The 16374-nt window shown below is 56.0% G+C and carries 18 protein-coding genes; 1 reads left to right on the top strand and 17 read right to left on the bottom strand.

What is annotated here, in order from left to right:
• Positions 1–58 precede the first annotated feature (58 nt).
• From EDC90_RS19135 to EDC90_RS19185, 11 genes are all read right to left on the bottom strand, one after another.
• Positions 59–577, bottom strand: coding sequence for a hypothetical protein (locus EDC90_RS19135; protein WP_132314138.1), 519 nt, complete (start codon positions 575–577; stop codon positions 59–61).
• A gap of 270 nt (positions 578–847) precedes the next feature.
• Positions 848–1603, bottom strand: coding sequence for a ChbG/HpnK family deacetylase (locus tag EDC90_RS19140; RefSeq protein WP_132314139.1), 756 nt, complete (start codon positions 1601–1603; stop codon positions 848–850).
• Complete coding sequence (locus tag EDC90_RS19145; protein ID WP_132314140.1) at positions 1600–3102, bottom strand: glycosyltransferase family 39 protein; 1503 nt, start codon at positions 3100–3102, stop codon at positions 1600–1602. The genes EDC90_RS19140 and EDC90_RS19145 overlap by 4 nt, the downstream gene beginning before the upstream one ends.
• Positions 3089–4099 carry a glycosyltransferase family 2 protein gene (locus tag EDC90_RS19150; protein ID WP_132314141.1) on the bottom strand — a complete coding sequence of 337 codons (1011 nt, stop codon included), beginning with the start codon at positions 4097–4099 and terminating at the stop codon, positions 3089–3091. Before EDC90_RS19150 ends, EDC90_RS19145 begins: the two co-directional genes overlap by 14 nt.
• A gap of 2 nt (positions 4100–4101) precedes the next feature.
• On the bottom strand, positions 4102–4503 hold the full coding sequence (locus tag EDC90_RS19155) for a GtrA family protein (RefSeq protein WP_165972906.1): 402 nt from the start codon (positions 4501–4503) through the stop codon (positions 4102–4104).
• Positions 4504–4677: 174 nt separating this feature from the next.
• Complete coding sequence (locus EDC90_RS19160; RefSeq protein WP_245511138.1) at positions 4678–5481, bottom strand: GNAT family N-acetyltransferase; 804 nt, start codon at positions 5479–5481, stop codon at positions 4678–4680.
• A gap of 50 nt (positions 5482–5531) precedes the next feature.
• Positions 5532–6281: an aspartate/glutamate racemase family protein gene (locus EDC90_RS19165; RefSeq protein WP_132314144.1), complete on the bottom strand. Its 750-nt coding sequence runs from the start codon at positions 6279–6281 to the stop codon at positions 5532–5534.
• 5 nt (positions 6282–6286) lie between these two features.
• Positions 6287–7105: an ABC transporter permease gene (locus EDC90_RS19170; protein ID WP_132314145.1), complete on the bottom strand. Its 819-nt coding sequence runs from the start codon at positions 7103–7105 to the stop codon at positions 6287–6289.
• Between the two features lie 3 nt (positions 7106–7108).
• A complete protein-coding gene (locus tag EDC90_RS19175) occupies positions 7109–8011 on the bottom strand; it encodes an ABC transporter permease (protein ID WP_132314146.1) in 903 nt (300 codons plus the stop codon).
• A 150-nt stretch (positions 8012–8161) separates the two neighbouring features.
• Complete coding sequence (locus EDC90_RS19180) at positions 8162–9469, bottom strand: ABC transporter substrate-binding protein (protein ID WP_132314147.1); 1308 nt, start codon at positions 9467–9469, stop codon at positions 8162–8164.
• A 26-nt stretch (positions 9470–9495) separates the two neighbouring features.
• Entirely contained in the window at positions 9496–10581 is a 1086-nt protein-coding gene (locus EDC90_RS19185; protein WP_132314148.1) for an ABC transporter ATP-binding protein, read from the bottom strand.
• A gap of 241 nt (positions 10582–10822) precedes the next feature.
• On the opposite strand from EDC90_RS19185, the gene EDC90_RS19190 reads away from it, so the two are divergent.
• Positions 10823–11545 carry a GntR family transcriptional regulator gene (locus EDC90_RS19190; RefSeq protein ID WP_132314149.1) on the top strand — a complete coding sequence of 241 codons (723 nt, stop codon included), beginning with the start codon at positions 10823–10825 and terminating at the stop codon, positions 11543–11545.
• A gap of 50 nt (positions 11546–11595) precedes the next feature.
• Here the strand turns inward: EDC90_RS19190 and EDC90_RS19195 are convergent, their stop codons facing one another.
• The 6 genes from EDC90_RS19195 to EDC90_RS21120 all read right to left on the bottom strand — a co-directional run.
• Entirely contained in the window at positions 11596–12291 is a 696-nt protein-coding gene (locus EDC90_RS19195) for an RES family NAD+ phosphorylase (protein ID WP_132314150.1), read from the bottom strand.
• Complete coding sequence (locus EDC90_RS19200) at positions 12288–12677, bottom strand: antitoxin Xre-like helix-turn-helix domain-containing protein (protein ID WP_132314151.1); 390 nt, start codon at positions 12675–12677, stop codon at positions 12288–12290. Before EDC90_RS19200 ends, EDC90_RS19195 begins: the two co-directional genes overlap by 4 nt.
• Positions 12678–12764: 87 nt before the next feature.
• Complete coding sequence (locus EDC90_RS19205) at positions 12765–14351, bottom strand: gamma-glutamyltransferase family protein (RefSeq protein WP_132314152.1); 1587 nt, start codon at positions 14349–14351, stop codon at positions 12765–12767.
• Positions 14352–14365: 14 nt separating this feature from the next.
• The gene (locus EDC90_RS19210) at positions 14366–15523 is read right to left on the bottom strand and encodes an amidase (protein ID WP_132314153.1); all 1158 of its coding nucleotides are present in this window, start codon (positions 15521–15523) and stop codon (positions 14366–14368) included.
• 98 nt (positions 15524–15621) lie between these two features.
• A complete protein-coding gene (locus EDC90_RS21465) occupies positions 15622–15882 on the bottom strand; it encodes an aldehyde dehydrogenase family protein (RefSeq protein ID WP_207903968.1) in 261 nt (86 codons plus the stop codon).
• Between the two features lie 262 nt (positions 15883–16144).
• Positions 16145–16374, bottom strand: a 230-nt coding sequence (locus EDC90_RS21120; protein ID WP_207903967.1) for a hypothetical protein, incomplete at its 5' end; no start/stop codon positions are given.

The raw sequence follows: 16374 nt of genomic DNA on the forward strand, positions 1-16374 counted from the left end.
CTGCGCCTCGGTAAAACGGCTCTTTCGCATAAATCTGCTCCATATAAATGAGCAAACTCTACATCAAAACGCGGGACCATGCGGGGGGCAGGTCAATGAGCGGCGCTCCCTCAAGACGATATCCGGCGGTGCGGAAGCTGACCCAGCTTGCCTGTTGCGGAGCGCCGATCTGCACTGTGCCACTTCCCGATCCACCAAAGACAGCGATGCCACCACTGGCCTGTGACCAGGCGAGTGTCTCAGTGGCGTCATCATTGGTCCAGTTTTTGCCATCAGCGTTCCATGTTCCGGAACCGCCGATGATTTTTCCCTTTACGGGCTCGTCTGCACCTCCGTCCCAGAAGAGCATATGATAGGTCGCCTGTTCGTTGGTGTGGCGCAGAATGCGTCCGACATCCTCAATTTTCTCGAGGATCGGGCCGGGCTGTTCCTCGTCGCTTCGGTTCAAAAGTCCGCCCTGAAAGCATCCGGAGAACGGCAGAAGCAATCCGGCCAGCAAAAGCCTTGTGACCGCCTTGCGCGCGAACCGGTGCTGGTGGTGAAGCAAAGGCTGTTTGTGGCGCGAACCTGCGGGCATGTGTTTCGAGGGCTCCCATGCCTGCTACGGCAGTTTTCTTGATGATGGTTTCAAAAATAAATATTGAAAATTTTTACGTCATTGAAATATAAATATGTATAATACAGATATAAAATCTGTAAATATTACAAGAAATTAAAACATAAATGAGATTATTTTTGTTTTTTACATCTATGCGATCATGAGCCGGTGGGTTTTTCGCGCAAGTTCTGGCAATGGCGGGCATGAATTTTTCCAGGCGGCGGCACGTGTCAGGCTTTGCGGCGTGGATTACCTGCCAAGCAGGATCTTTTGCTCCACCGCCCGCGTTTCAGGCGCATGACCGGGGCACTGAGCCGGGTCTGTCGCTGAGCCGGGATGGACCATAACCACGCATTCATCGCTGGCGGCGCTGATAAGACGCGGCAGCCAATGCGCGGCTTGTGGCGGATCATCCAGCCTCAGGAAACCGGAAAAATCGGCATTGACTGGCCAGCCCGCTTTTATGAAATGTCGGCGCGCATTGTATGCCAGAGCGGCAATGATCCCGGTTTTCAGGCCGCCTGCCCTGATATTGCGAGAAAGGCCGGACATGCTGGACGGCAGAGGAACTCTCATCCATGTCTCAGGATCGCGTGGCAGGCGCGCGGCCAGCCGGGCAAGGCCGGGCAGGCAGTGGCAATGCTGATGGCCGTCATAATAATCCGGCCAAAAACCGAAACAGGCCTTAAACAGTCCGGCCTGCCGGGAAAATTCAGCATCGAGATCAGACGGCAGCGTTCCCGTCAGGCTCTGGCGCATCAGGATTCCAACAGGGGCGGAAACGTTTTTATCACCAAAGCTGTGTGTCAGGTTCAGATGCAGGCCGATCTGGGCGCCATTCCTGCGGCAGGTAGTCAGGCTTTCAACTGAGGCCGGATCAACTTCGCCGTCGATCATCACCGAAGTGCCGCCAATCTTTTCCTGTTCCAGAAGATCAAGGATCACAGCGTTATGTCCTGCCCCCAGGCCGAAATCATCAGCAATCAGGAACGGGCCTGTTTTCATCGCGGCGCCACATAGACGACTGAAAAGTCGAAAGGAGCGGCTTTCCCGAACATTGTGTCTGCCTGAACGCTGAACGTTTCGGGAATGGCCTGCATGTCTACGGACTTCGCCCATGCGACAGCTTCATCCATGCAGGCCTGATCTATCTGCCCCTGCTGTGAAAGCGAGCAGAAAATGACACCGTTGACGTTTCGCCAGTCTTCAAGCGCGGGATAATAGGATGGAAGCCGGTCCGGTGTTTCCGGCAGTGCCTCAATCGGTTCGGGTGCAAAGAAGGCGATCTGACCGGCATGATTACCCTTCGATATCCAGCGAAGCGGGCTGTCGTGTTCCCGCTCCCAGTTCTGGACAACGGCATTTGCGGCCTGCGGGAACGGCTCTGCGGGCAGATCCATATCGCCGACAAGAACATTGGCAACACGGAATAAAAGTGCGCCGATAATCATGATCGGCCAGATGAAGCGAAAGGCATTTATAAACTTCGGCCCGTTCGTCTCAAGCAACTGACGATCGGCATTGGCAACCAGATAAAGCGTGAATGCAAAGCCGATCGGGATCGCCCATGGCACGCCAAGTTCAGCAAAGCCGGTTGCACCGATAATCAGCGTGAGCAGCAGCGGACCGACAGACATGAAGACTAGCGCCTTGCCGGAGACCGGGAACCGGAAAACCTGTACGATGCGCTTTGCCGGGCCGCCGGAAACAAACAGGATCGCCGCCAGAATGATCGGAACCGGCCAGTAGGACAGTGGCACAATGGCAAACTGAACCAGATGGCTGATCTTGCTGCCGAGATCGCTGGTTGCGCGCTGATCTTCTGCATATTTAACCGCGCCGGAATGATCGATAAGCCACAGCGCATGCGGTGCCAGTGTGATGACAAAGACTGCAAATGCCACGTAAGGCGCAGGTGTTGCCCACAACCAGCGGTTTTCCCGTGTCAGGCTGAGCGCCAGAAGCGGCGCCAGAAGCACAATCGTGTAATACTTGCTCAGCATTGCGGCCGTGGCGAACACACCGAACAAAACTGCGTAAAGCAGGCGGTGCTTCACCGTGCGATCCGCCGTTTTCACGAAGGCCCAGGCCAGCCACGGCCATGTCGAAAGGCAGATCGTGTTCATGTTCAGCTTGTCGGCAAGTGTCAGATAGGGAAAGGCCAGCGCACAAAGTGCCATGGCGACCAGAAGCGGGAAACGCTCGAATTTCAGTGCTTTGCCAAGCGCCACAATGCCGAGCATTCCAACCGCCAGATTGACGGCGGACAAGAGATAGAATGAAGCGATGGTTTTTGGCGCGACCATAAACCAGAGTTTGGCCATCCATGGCAAAAACTGCGGATGCTTGTCAGAACCCATCAGCCAGTGCTGGGACCAGGCATAGACCTCGGCCATATCGCCATGAAAGGGCGCTCCGCCCTTGGCAACAACGATCATGATCCACCAGAAGACGCAATGAATGAGCGTGAACCGGACAGGAGACAGGGTTTCAGGTTTCATCATGAGAAGCAGGTGCGTCCTTGGTCTGATGGGAAGAGGTATAATCGGCTTCCGGCTGAAGGATCCGGTTTTCCGCCAGAATATAGCCAGGCCTGCGTTTTGCTTCGAGCACCGCCTTGCCGATATATTCACCGACAAGGCCCAGATAGATCATCTGCAGACCGCCGAAAAAGGCAATCAGAGTCAGTGTCGAGGCCAGCCCGGATTCCTCCTGACCGACAAAGAGCCGTTCAAGAATGATGTATACACCATAAAGCGTGCTGAGGCCTGCAATGGCCATGCCGAACAGCGCCATCAGCCGCAGCGGTGTCGTCGTGAAACTGGTAATGGCATCGAATGACATCATCAGCAGCTGCACAAAATTGAAATTCGTACGGCCATGTTCGCGCGGTGGCGGCGTCAGCGGAATGCCGCACTGCTCGAACCCGACCCAGCCATAAAGGCCTTTCATGAAACGTTCGGTTTCCGGCAAACTGATCAGCGCATCGGCAAAGCGGCGCGTGATGAGGCGATAATCACCCGCATTTTCGGTGATACGGAAACGGGCGCGCCGGTTTATCACCCAGTAGAAGCCCTTGGCAAAGGCGGTCTTGAGAAAACCCTCAGCCTCGTGACGGCGTTCTTTGTAGAAATAGACACAATCGACATTTTCCTCTTCCCACTTATCGAGAAGATCGATCACCAGTTCCGGCGGGTGCTGAAGGTCGGCATCCATCATGATCATGATGTCTGCATCCTTCGCCGCATCAATCCCGGCCGAAAGGGCTGCTTCTTTGCCGAAATTGCGTGAAAACGAAAGCAGCCGCGCAGAGTGTCCGGCGAAATCAAGCGTTTTCAGACAGGCAGCGCTGTCATCCGAGCTACCGTCATCGATGAAGATGAAGTCGACCGAAAAGCCTTTCTCGCTTTGAATGCGTGCAGCCACGTGGCGCAGACGCTCCGCCAGCTTTGGTAGGCTTTCAGCTTCATTGTAAATCGGGATGATAATGGAAAGCTTCATGATCAGTTTATGTGGTTTCTGATAAAGACGAATGTCGATGAGGCGGCGAAGTTAAGAATGGAAATCAGGGCAAGCGCAATAGCAACCGCTAAATAAACAGATAATCCGCAAGCCAGAAGCAAATCAAGCGCGAGAATGCGTAGCCCGAGAATGATCAGTGTGAGCGCGATGAACTTTCCATAACGCGACTGCCAGTGGCTGCCATGCGTTTTGAAGGTGATATGCTCATGATAGACAAAAACAACGGTGCTGCTGACACACATGGAAAGTGCCAGCCCCAGCCAGGGCGCCAACCCCAACACATCGTGGAAAACCAGCGTCAGGACATAGTCGATCACGGCGCCGAGCGCTGAGCCGCCACCGAAAAGAACGAACTTTTTCACCGTGTCTGACGTGTCACGCATCGTTTTGCCGTTACCATTTTGCGCCCGAAGGCCCTGCCCCATGGGTTATGCACCAGGACCCGGCGGTAAACGGATACCGGCTTTCGGGTCGTAGCGCCAGAAGGCTTGTAACGGCTCAGGCCTTCAGCCGATAGGCCCTTTTAGACGGTGAGGTTATAAAACCCGGCGATCTGATCAGCCGAGTTCAAGGCTGGTGATGGCAAACACGCCCGGCATGTGCAGCGTGGGCGCCGGGCCGCGATACATCCGGGCGGTTTCAAACCCCTTTGTCAGGCCGAGCGCTTCGAGTTCCTCTATCAGCGTTGTCTGCATCGCCGGTATGTCGATATCGACACGCACCGGGCCGGTTTGCTGGATCAGATGATCAATGATTGTCATGGCGATCCGGGTTGTTTCGGCAAAAAGCGGACCGATTTTATAGCCATCCCGACAGGCGCGGATGGCCCCGTAGCCAAGTACAATATTACCGTTGCTCACGACGGCAGTGGATCGGGCCGCACCAAACCAGCTCTTGAGAAATTGCCCGCGTGGGGCTGGAAAGAGCCGCCGGTCAAAGGCTGCAACCGCATCGGCATTATGCGCGTCAACGGCGGCAACATCCGCATCCGCGAGGGTCTTCATTGCCAGCATTTCCGGCTTTAGAACACCACTCCAACGGGCGGTCCCATAAGCTTTCTCAAAGCCCATACTACCGTATTTTGCCTGTTGCGCGGGCACGCCATCCAGCCCGATGGTGCGGTTTTCAAGCCGTGCTATCCCGGCATCCCAGACGCGGCGACCGTAGCCAAGCCGACGTTTATCGGTGCGGGTGATGTAGAGGCCGATGAAGCCGAAAGCCGGGTCATAGGCCACTGCTGCAATGGCTGAAACAAGTTCGCCATTTTCATAATAGCCGATGAAGCCTTCCGGATCTGCAACCTGAAAAGCTGCGGCATCGTTGAGGCCGGGGTTCCAGCCTTCAAGTGCGGCCCAGTCCATCAGGGTTTCCAGATCTGAGGGTGATAGACGTTGAAGCGGTTCTTGCAGGGTCATGCTTTTCCATTGAGGGTCTGCGGTGCAAAATCCGTCAGCAGACCGGCATAGGGTTTCGGGACTGGCTTAGCATACGGGCCACGTTTTGCCGTGGAAAGCCCAAGCCCGACAAGGGCCTCGGCCTGTTTTACGGCGGCAGAAACACCATCGATGACAGGCAACCCGAATTCGTGTGTCAGATCCAGCGCCAGATCGGCCATGCCTGCACAGCCAAGAATAATCGCCTCGGTGTCATCTTCCCGCATGGCTGTTGCAATTTCAGAACGCAAACGGTCGCGGGCATTGGATTGCGGATATTCCAGTGAGAGAACCGGAATGTCGGCGGCACGCACACGGGCGTATTCGCCCGCTCCATAGCGCCGGACGAGATCTTCAATCGGGATGCGGGAACGCTCCATCGTCGTGACGATGGTAAAGCGGCGGGCAATATAACTGGCCATCTTCACGGCCGCTTCGCAGATGCCGACAACTGGGATTTCAGCAAATGCGCGTGCGGCATCCAGCCCGGTATCGTCAAAACAGGCAATCACGGCGGCGTTTGCGCCGGATTTTTGTGCCCTGGCAATTTCCATCAAAAGGCCGGGAACAGCAAAGGCTTCGTCATAAAAGCCTTCAATCGAGACCGGGCCCATGGATGAGGTCACCGCCTCGATTATCGTTGTCGGGCTTGCGGCCTGCCGGGCGGCCGCGCCGATTGTCTTCGTCATCGACGCGGTGGTGTTGGGATTGACGACCAGAATCTTCATCTGCGTCAGCCCTTGGCGCGGCTTCGGTTCAAAAAGCGGATCAGAGCCAGCGCAATGCCGATCACGATAAAGGAGAAGACCGTCGTCACTGTTCCCAGCGCGTAAAGAACGGGTGTTGTGACATTGGTTGTCATTGCCATGATTTCGAGTGGCAGCGTGTTATAGGTGCCAGACGTTAAAAGCGTCCGCGCAAATTCGTCGTATGAAAGTGTGAAACCAAACAGCGCAACGCCGATCAGGCTTGGCGCAATCATCGGCAAAACCACATAGCGGAAGGCCTGCCACGACGATGCGCCGAGATCGCGTGCGGCCTCTTCATAAGACGGCGAAAACCGGTTGAAGACGGCAAACATGATCAGAACGCCGAAGGGAAGCGTCCATGTCAGCTGTGCGCCGAATGCTGAAGAATACCAGGCGGGCGCGACACCGGACTGCTGAAACATGACACCGATGCCAAGCGACACAATGATCGAGGGTACGACAAGACTCGCGATTGCGAGGTAAAACAGCACCGTTGCGCCGATGAATTTGCGGCGAAAGGCAAGGCCCGCCAGAAGTGAGGCCATCACGGTCACAATCATCACCATCAGACCCAGTGTCAGCGAGCGCTTGAAGCTGCCGCCGAAATCGCCCACGGCCTGTGTTTCGAAAAGGTTGAAGAACCAATGCACCGAAACGCCGTTCAGCGGGAAGGTCAGACCACCATTCGGCCCCTGAAACGACAGGATCAGAATTGCGGAGAGCGGGCCATAAAGAAACAGGACAAAGAGCGTGAAGAAGCCTGCCAGAATATAGAACTCGCGGGACCGTTTTTCGCCATTCATATCTTAAAGCTCCTTGCGGATATCGACGACGCGCAGGATGGCAGCCACCATCATCAGCACAACGACCAGCAGCACGACGGCGTTTGCCGCCGCGCCCGGATATTGCAGCAGCGACATCTGATTTTTCATCATCAGCGCCACAGAAGCACTTTGCCCGCCGGACATGACCAGCACGGTGATGAAGTCAGCCATGACCAGCGTGACGACAAAGATCGTGCCGATGGCCATACCGGGCTTCGCCAGCGGGATGATGACGTTGGTCAGAATCTGAAAGCCGGATGCACCGGCATCGCGTGCGGCTTCAATCAAAGCGCCATCGATGCGGATCAGCGAGTTGAAGATCGGCACGACCATAAACAGCGTATAAAGATGCACCATGGCTAAAACGACGGCGAAATCGGAATAAAGCAGCCATTCGACCGGCTGATCGACAATGCCAGCGCCCACAAGGGCCGAGTTGACAATGCCATGCCGCCCGAGCACCGGGATCCACGAAATCATGCGGATGATATTCGAGGTCAGAAACGGAACTGTGCAGATGAGAAACAGAATTGTCTGCATGGCGGCAGTGCGAATGTGAAACGCGAGAAAATACGCCACCCAGAAGCCGATGACGAGCGTGATCGCCCAGACCATTGCGGCATATTTCAGCGTGTTGAGATAGGTCTTCCATGTCACCCATGAGCCGAAGGTTTCGGCATAATTGAAGGTGAAAAAGCCCGGATACATCATCGCAAAATCGTAATCCCAGAAGCTGACGACGACGATCAGGATCAGTGGAATAACGAGGAAGACACCCAGAATGATGGCAAGCGGCAATGCTTGCAGCCATGAGATCAGCCCGGCGGGGGCCTTGAAGCCTTTGCCTTTCGGCTTTTGCGGTTCGGCATTCGCGGTTGAGGTCATAGAGGTTTCCGTTCCGTTGGGCGCCATGTCTTTTCCAAAATCCGGGCGTTTCGCGATGGCTTTGAAAAGGGCATCTGCCGGTGCAGCATTATTCTCTTTGCACTGTAAGAACGGGAAGGAGCGGAAACCGCCGCCCCTCCCCTTCCGTCATTACGAAGCGATAAACTCGTTCCAGCGGCGGACCATGTAGCGGTCTTCGTCCATCACCGAGTTCCAGCAGGCAACATGGCCCATGCGTTCGTCGAACGAGCCACCGTCACGCACGGCGCCAGCCTTTTCCATCACCTTGCCTTCCGGCGAAAGAATATCCTCGGTCGCGGGCTTGCCTTCGATCCAGTAGCCCCACTCGTTCGGGGTCATATATTCCTTGGCGGTGTTCATGCAGGCGGAGTAGTAGCCCTGACGGTTGAGGTAGGCCCCGACCCAGCCGGAGAGATACCAGTTGATGTATTCATAAGCGGCATCCAGCTGCGCCCCCTTCAGATGCGAGGCAAGGCCAAGGCCGCCACCCCATGCGCGATAACCTTCCTTGAGCGGCTGATACCTGCATGGAATGCCCTTGGCACGGACCGCCGCGACAGCGGGCGACCACATCGACTGGATCACGACCTCGCCGGAAGACATCAGGTTCACGCTTTCATCGAAGGTTTTCCAGAAGGCACGGAACTGGCCTTCTTTCTTGGTCGCCATCAGGAATTCGATCGTCTTGTCGATCTCTTCCTTGGTCATATTGCCCTTGTCGCCATATTTGATCTTGCCATCGGCCTCCATGATCATCGCGGCATCCATGATGCCAATGGACGGGATGTTCAGAATCGAGGTCTTGCCCTTGAAGGCGGGATCGAGAATGTCGGCCCAGGAATTGATCGGGCGACCGACGAGGTCGGGGCGAATGCCGAGCGTGTCAGCATTGTAGATGGTCGGGACCATCGTCATCCAGCCTGTCGGTGCGGATGCGAATGTCTTGTCGCCGGGGGCTTCGACAAAGCCGACCGTGTGCGGGGCTGTGCCCTGTGCTATTTCGCTGTCCGGTGTCAGCTTGCCGGTTGTAAACAGCGGAACGATATCATCGTAATAAGTCAGCCGCGAAACGTCCATCGGCTGAATGACGCCGGTCGGCCAAACCTTTTTCAGGATCCAGTATTCCACGTCGGCAATGTCATAGGAGTTCGGCTGCGTCGCGGCACGCTGGGCGGCGGCATCGGAATCCATCGCCGTCATTTCCAGCGTAATGCCGAGATCTTCCTTACACTTCTGCGCAACGGCGTTGATGTTTGAAACACCCGTACCGAACTGGCGCAGCGTGATCGGGTTCTGCGCCCAGATCATCGGAAAACCGGTGATCGTGCCGGAGCCGATGGCCGCACCGGTTGCCGCAGCGGTGGTTTTCAAAAGCTTCCGCCTTGTCAGACCCTTTGATTTCTTTTCAGTTTTGTCAGTCACGTTGCTGTTCTCCATTGGAAGGATTGAGAATGCCCGGTTGTTTATGATTTTTGTCCGAGGATAATCGCGTCATAGGCGTTCCAGTGAACGGATACGGCCTCACCCACGCGAACGGGGTTTTCGAAAAAGCGGGTATCGGAAAGAATGACGGTGAAGTTTTCCACGCCAGCGCCATTCATGATCAGTTTGACGGTTGAACCGAGATATTCCACGGTTGCAACAATGCCGGTAAAACCGAGACCGGGATCGTCACTTTTGCCAATGCGGATGTGATCGTTACGCACCGCGATATCGGCCTTTTCGCCGACCTCCGGCGCACGGCCGATCGCCGCAAAATGCCCGCCTTCGGCAACCTTGAGCATGATGCCTGAGCCGGTTTTTTTCTCGACACGCCCCGAGATGACGTTGTGATCGCCCATGAAGCGGGCAACGAAAGCCGTCGCAGGCTTCTCAAACACTTCACGCGGTGTCGCCGCCTGTTCGATCCTGCCGTCATTCATCACCACGATCAGATCGGCAAGCGCCATGGCTTCTTCCTGGCTGTGCGTGACGTGTACAAAAGTGATGCCGAGCGATGTCTGCAACTTTTTCAGTTCCGCACGCATCTGCACTTTCAAAAACGGATCGAGCGCGGAAAGCGGCTCATCCAGAAGCAACGCCTCGGGATCCGTGATCAGCGCACGGGCCAGCGCCACGCGCTGCTGCTGCCCGCCGGAAAGCTGTGCCGGACGGCGCTCTGCATAGGGTTCAAGCTGCATGAGCTTCAGCATGTCGTATGCCTTGGCGTCGCGCTCCTGCCTGGCGACACCTTTCATCTTCATGCTGAATGCAACATTTTCAATGAGGTTCAGGTGCGGAAACAAGGCGTAGGACTGAAACATCATCGCCGTTCCGCGCCGCGCGGGCGGTAAATCGGTGACATTCTTGTCGCCCATAAGCACATCGCCGCGGGAAATCGTCTCATGGCCCGCCATCATCCGCAAAGTTGAGGTCTTGCCGCAGCCGGAAGGGCCGAGCAGGCAGCAATAGGTGCCTGCCGGAATTTTAAGGTTAATGGCATCAACTGCTGTCGTATGGCCGTAAATTTTCGATACAGAAGCGATCTCGATCGCGGCAGCTTTTGTCATCACAGTTCCCCGTTTCACTGTGAATTAGCGATGCATGAAACATGCCAGTTTTAGATGTAACCTTTATCGCCTTGAATCTGCTTGGATTTATATGGGCGGTCGTGTCCGGTTGGTTTGCTCTCATTTTTTGCATGCGTAATAACTAGTCATGGAGTGCAATATAAATGAGCAATTGTATGCAATTCTTCGTTCCTATTGCATTCGTGGTTGCAAAACCGCTTTGCCGCGTTACAACGGGACTATGAAACAGGCACTCGACATTTCTGAGATCTCGCAGCTTTCACCTTCAACCCGCAATGACCGGGCCTTGGGCATTCGCGATGCTTTGCGGGCTGCAATCGTCGATCGGCGGCTGGCGCCGGGCACCCGGCTGCCCGAAGCAGAAGTGGGTAGCCTGTTCAATGTCAGCCGCACCGTCGCCCGCCATGCGCTTCAGATGCTGACCTTCGAGGGTGTCGTGCAGACTGAGCGAAACCGGGGCGCATGTGTATCCAATCCTACGCCGGATGAGGCCCGGCAGGTTTTTGCCGCGCGGCGTCTGATCGAACCGAACCTGCTATCGGCTGCCATAGAGCGGATGACAGATGCGGATATCGTACGTTTCAGAAAGCAGCTTGCCGAGGAAGACCATCACAAGAGTGAGCGAAGCGTGGAAGCCAGACGGCTTGAAATCAAAGCGTCCGGAGATTTCCATCTGATGATTGCATCCGTGTCCGGCAATACGGTTCTGGAAAAGTTCATGAACGAGCTGGTTGTGCGCTCGTCTCTCGTGATTGCGCTTTATGGCCGCTCGGGCGTTTCCAGCTGCGGTCATGCAGAGCATGAGGACATTCTTGCAGCACTTTCGGCCAGAGATTGCGAATGGGCAACACGGTCCATGCTGCATCATCTGGATCTGATGGAGCGCGATCTGGACCTTCGCCCGCGCGAAGGTCTGACGCTGAAAGACGCGCTTTCGTTTTGAGGAACAAGGCTATTATCGTCGCCACAACCGGTTCGTTTCGCGATACAGCCTCACGCAACCTGCGCAAGCGTGTAGTCCGGTGTGCCATCCCAGACCATATCCCAGGAAGCGCCGGGGCGTACATTCTGGATCGCCTGCGGGTCAAAGCAGACGAGGCAGTTGCCTTCCGGCGCGCGGACTGACGGATAGATCAGCCCGCGGGATTCGTTTCGTCTCAGCTGATCGGCAAGGCGCTGGCCTTCCGGATAGCCGATCTCCGGGTCCGGATGGAGCGACGGATGGCCTGGTTCATCGGTCATATCGTCGAAGGTGCCGATGAAATCGGCGTGCAGTTCGACATAACGCGCCTGATCGTAAAAGCTGCCGGTATATTCCAGCTCCCGCGTGCGATGATAGGCGACTTCCGAGACGCTGACCATGACATCCCACGCGCAATACCATGCTCCGCGCGTTTCGCTGTTAAAGCGATTGCCGCCTGTACGGGTATAGGTAAAGGCTGCATTCACATGGGTGTTGCCGTAAACGCGCAAATCCGCCTTGCGTCGCCGCCATGCCAGCTCGCGCGGGTCCAGATGCGGGTTCTTGCCCCGCTCCGCGACCAGACGGGCACTGGTCATGCCTTCGATTTCTGCGAGAATCTCAGCTTCCGCATCACTGTCCACCAGCCCGCGCAAAACCGGTGGCTTGTGATAGGTGGCAGGAAGAAGACGGATCAGGCCGCGATCAGATAGGCTGACCTGCCTCATGCACCACCTCTCAACGCATCGAGATAGGTGCGGATGTTTAATATCTGCGGAAGCCCGCCTTCGATGGCAGAATCAACCGGTCGTACGCCGCCAAAAAGCGGGCCGGAATTTGTCCGGGTCATCCACTCTCTGGAAAGCGGCTCTGAAAAATAAAGGTCCAGCGATTTATAGATGCCGATCATAGCGGAAAGACGTAAAAGCTGATCTCTGGTCAGTTCACCGGAAAAGCCGGGCTTTCGTGCCCGCTTCCACGTACTCTCGGACATGTCAGCAAGCAATGCGGCATCGCGCACCGAAAGCCCCCAGCGTTCAGCAATCCGGGCATAGGCCTTCAGCGCAATGGCATTAACGTCTGCCGTTTCTTTTTCAGGTGCTGTAACATTCATGACCTTCACTCCACTTGACTTCAATATAGTTCAAATGATCTGAAAGTAAAGGCCATATGGTCTTTGTCGATAGCTATCTCCGTCACATCAATCTGTGAGCGCCAGACCATCGGCGCGCGGATCGCTGGCCGCTTCCATCAAGCCGTTCTCATGCAGAACAACTGCACCGGCATGACCGGCTGCATCTGAATAGGCTGGCAGCATTTCAACCTCATGTCCGGCGGCTTTCAGCTGCGCGACGAGCTCAGGATCAAACCGGTCCTCCAGCTTGAGCGTCGTTGTTTCCTCGCCCCAGGTTCGGCCCAGAAGCCAGCGCGGGGCGGTAATTGCTGCCTGCAGATCCTGCCCGAACTGTGCATAGCGCGAGAAAACTGCCGCCTGGGTTTGCGGCTGGCCCTCCCCGCCCATCGTGCCATAGGCGATAATACGCCCGTCTTTCAGTTTCGCCATGGCCGGGTTCAGCGTGTGGAACGGGCGCTTTCCCGGTGCAAGCTGGTTCGGTCCGGGTTTTAATGAAAAACCGGCACCACGGTTTTGAAAGAGCACACCTGTTTGCGGGCAGGTCAGCCCGGAGCCGAATTCCCAGTAAACACTCTGGATAAAGGAGACGACATTGCCATAGCGGTCGGCTGCACCCATCCAGATTGTGTCACCCTCAGCCGGATCATAGGGCCATGGGAGCGCTTTTTGCGGGTCGATTTTCGCAACAAGAGCATCCAAACGGTCGCTTGCCAGCCAGTTCTGGGCCGGTTCAGCCATGAAATCGGGATCACCAAGACCGGCATTGCGCTGGATAAAGGCCTGCTTTGTGGCCTCGATCAGGCCATGGAAATGCGCAAAGCCCTCTGCTTCGCTCACACCAAGCCGGTCGAAAAGGGCAAGGATCATCAGCGATGCAATGCCCTGCGTCGGCGGCGTCATGTTCATCAACCGGCCATGGGTGGTGTCGACACATAGCGGATCGACGAAGCGGGCTTCATAGGCATTGAAATCATCGAGGCGGAGCGGCGATCCATTTTCCTCCAGAAAAGCCGCATGGTCGCGCGCAAGTCTGCCGGAATAATAGGAGGATAGTCCTTCACGCGCCAGCGTGCGTAGCGTCTCTGCCAGCGGCTTCTGATAAAGCCGTGCGCCCGTTTCCGGCGGCTTGCCGCCAACCAGAAAGGTTTCTGCAAAGCCCGGAACGTCTTTGAGGCCGGCGAGCTTGTCAGTGGTACATTGCGACTGGTTGCCGGTCACGGCAATGCCGTTTTCTGCATAGTCTATCGCAGCAGCCAGAAGGTTTTCCAGCGGCAGGCGCTTTTCATCCGGCACCAGCGCCAGCGCCTTTTGCCAGCCGCCGATTGTGCCCGGCACTGTCAGTGCGGCAAGCCCGCCGCGCGTCGGCATACCCTCGGTAAAGCCTGCATTTTCATACCATTGCGGCGTGGCCAGACCGGCGGCCTGCCCGCAGGCGGAAATGCCGGTTATGCCTTCATTCGGGCGGTGAATAAGCCAGAAGCCATCGCCGCCAATGCCGTTCATATGCGGATAGGTGACGGCGATTGTTGCTGCAGCGGCAACCATGGCTTCCATCGCCGTGCCACCGGCCTTCAGGATATCGCGCCCGGCCAGACTGGCGGCGCGGTGCGGCGCCGAAAAAGCGCCTTCAAAGCCAATCGCGGAATGAAGCATGGGAATATTATCTCTTAAAGGAAGTGTTTTGCGGTTTCGATCAGAAGGCGGTCACTGCCGGGTGCGGCGACGAGCGACAGACCCACCGGCGAACCTTTGACCGCAGCAAGCGGGATCGAAATCTGCGGCAGGCCGCCATGCCCGGCGACGGCCAGCATGGAAAGAGCCCGATTGCGGAAATCCTCAACCTCGGCATTGTCTGCCGTCAGCAACGGCGCCGGACCGGGGGTGGTCGGATAAACCATGATGGTTCCCGGTCGAAGCACCTTGCCAAGATGCGCCCGGAAGGCCTTGCGCTTTTCTTGCGCCGCGGCAAAATCATCCGGAGCGATCTTTGAAGCCATGGCAAAACGATCGCGAATACCGGGGCCGAAAGCGGGTTCACGCTTTTCCACCCAGTTGCCGAACTGCTGCCAGATTTCATAGCCCTGATGAATGCGGAAAACCGGCAGAAGCGTGCGAATATCGTCGCCCGGCAAAAGCGGGCTGTCATTACGGTCGCCTTTCGGCAGGGCTGCTTTCAGCGCGGCAGCCGTTTCCTCCTCGCAAAGCCGCCAGATATCGGACGGATAAACCAGCTTGATGTCGCTTTCTGCCGACTGATCCGCTGCAAAAATCGAACCGAGCACATCCAGTGTTGCAAGATCACGGGTCATGAAACCCGGAACATCATAGCTTTTTGCCAGCGGCAAAAGCCCGTCGGCGGAAATCAGGCCATGCGTCGGGCGCCAGCCGAAAAGTCCGCAAAAGGATGATGGCAAACGGACGGAGCCGCCAGTATCCGACCCAAGACCGATATCGGCAAGCTTTGCCGCAACAGCGGCAGCCGAACCGGAAGACGATCCACCGGGAACGCGCGAGGGCGCTGCCGGGTTTTCCGGCGTTCCGTATCGGGCATTGATGCCCATCAGGCTATAGGCCAGCTCATCCATATGCGCTTTGCCGGAAAGTGCGGCACCATGGTCCAGCAGGGTCTCAACAACGGATGCATGTTTTTGAGCCGGGGCCTGATCATCAGCCCATTCCGGATTGCCGGCCCCGGTAACGCTGCCGGCAACATCAAAGTTGTCTTTGACGGCGACCGTCAGACCGTCCAGCTTACTGAAAGCGGGTTCAGAAAGGGTGATCGGCGGCTGAAAACGCGCAACAAAAGGACCAGTGAGATTTGCCATAGGCTAAGCAGCTTTCCAGAAGAACGAGCGCCCGAAGCGCCTTTTGATTTATGCCCGGACTATCAACGATGCACAGGGCAAAAGGCAAGCCCCTGGCCTCAGGTGCTGCAGGTCGGTAGGTGTTGCCCATCAGCGAAACGTGTGCGGTGGCGATCTTCCAGCCGCCTTCCGTGCGGATCCGTGTCTGTGTCGAATTCCTTGACTGCAAGCCTTCGGGCCTTTGCTGTATCCCGTGAGAAGATGCCGCCGCCAAGACCATAGCGACTGTCATTGGCCCGCCGCATCGCATCTTCGTCATCAGCCCGGCAAATGCATCCTTTTGATTGCGCAGCTCCGCGCCAATGGCACGAATGGTCGATGCACGGTCTTTAAGCGAGCGCATGCGTCAGTTCAGAAAGGCCTGATGGCAGGATTCGATTGCGTCGTTCATCGCCGCGTTGCTCATCAATTCGTAGGTATTGAGCGTTTTCACATTCAAAACGCAGTCAGAGCGCGAAGTTTCCAACATCGACAAAGTCTCTGCGGGTGCTCCCGCGTCCGAAATCAAAAGGCTCTGCCTGTGATCCTGTTTTTTTGATGCTGTGTTGAGTAACGAAAAATGTATAAATAAATATATTATAATTATAACAGTGATTTATTAAACATAACTATTTTAAAAAATAAAGTTACTATTTGCGTTCTATAGTCTAGCGTAAATTTTGCCAAAACAAGCATAAAAAAAAGGAAGGAGTGTAAAATGTTAGCAATGCTAGGAAGGTATTTACCCACCCCCTTGTCACGGGCACGGATTTCTGAATCCATACAGCCATGGATCGAAATGATTTGCAGCGGCTTTCGAAGGACGAACTGAT

The sequence above is a fragment of the Martelella mediterranea genome (genome assembly GCF_004342225.1).
GTDB classification, from domain to species: Bacteria; Pseudomonadota; Alphaproteobacteria; order Rhizobiales; family Rhizobiaceae; genus Martelella; species Martelella mediterranea_B.